Source organism: Candidatus Kryptonium thompsonii, assembly GCF_001535985.1.
Classification (GTDB): domain Bacteria; phylum Bacteroidota; class Ignavibacteria; order Kryptoniales; family Kryptoniaceae; genus Kryptonium; species Kryptonium thompsonii.
Genome location: NZ_CZVS01000084.1, coordinates 1 through 457 on the forward strand (window position 1 = coordinate 1; position 457 = coordinate 457).

Below are 457 nucleotides of genomic sequence, written 5' to 3' on the forward strand. Positions count from 1 at the left end.
TCTTCCGCTTCTTTATTTCCAGGGTTTCTATCCGGATGATATTCCATCGCCAGTTTTCTATACGCCTTCTTTATCTCCTCAGTAGTCGCATTCCTTGGAACGCCAAGTATTTCGTAATAATCTTTCTTAGGCATTAGCCAACAAGTAAACTTAACTTTTGTTTCAGATTAAATTATTATTCCCCTTTCATCAAGAATTTGACTAGGGGGAATTTTACAACTTCAAATTCATTCCTGCCTGTGGTCATCACCAAAATTAAATTCGTTCCCTCGCTCTATTTTCTGATCGCTTTCCTCAGTTTTGCCCGTTTCCTTTAAACTTTCAACAGGGCTTGAAACTATCACCTTCGCATGGCGCAAAACTTTATCATAATACATATAACCACGCTCAACCTCATCAACAACGGTATCAGGTGGAACATCGTCTCGCGGAATTCTTAACAACGCCTCATGATAGT

General features: G+C 39.4%; 2 protein-coding genes. Both read right to left on the reverse strand.

Annotated features, from left to right (window positions below):
* Positions 1–134 (reverse strand): DnaJ domain-containing protein (locus tag AWW78_RS09700; protein WP_176696253.1); only part of this gene is annotated, 134 nt, incomplete at its 3' end.
* A 93-nt stretch (positions 135–227) separates the two neighbouring features.
* On the reverse strand, positions 228–457 hold a 230-nt coding region (locus AWW78_RS10340; RefSeq protein ID WP_082359580.1), incomplete at its 5' end, for a nucleotide exchange factor GrpE.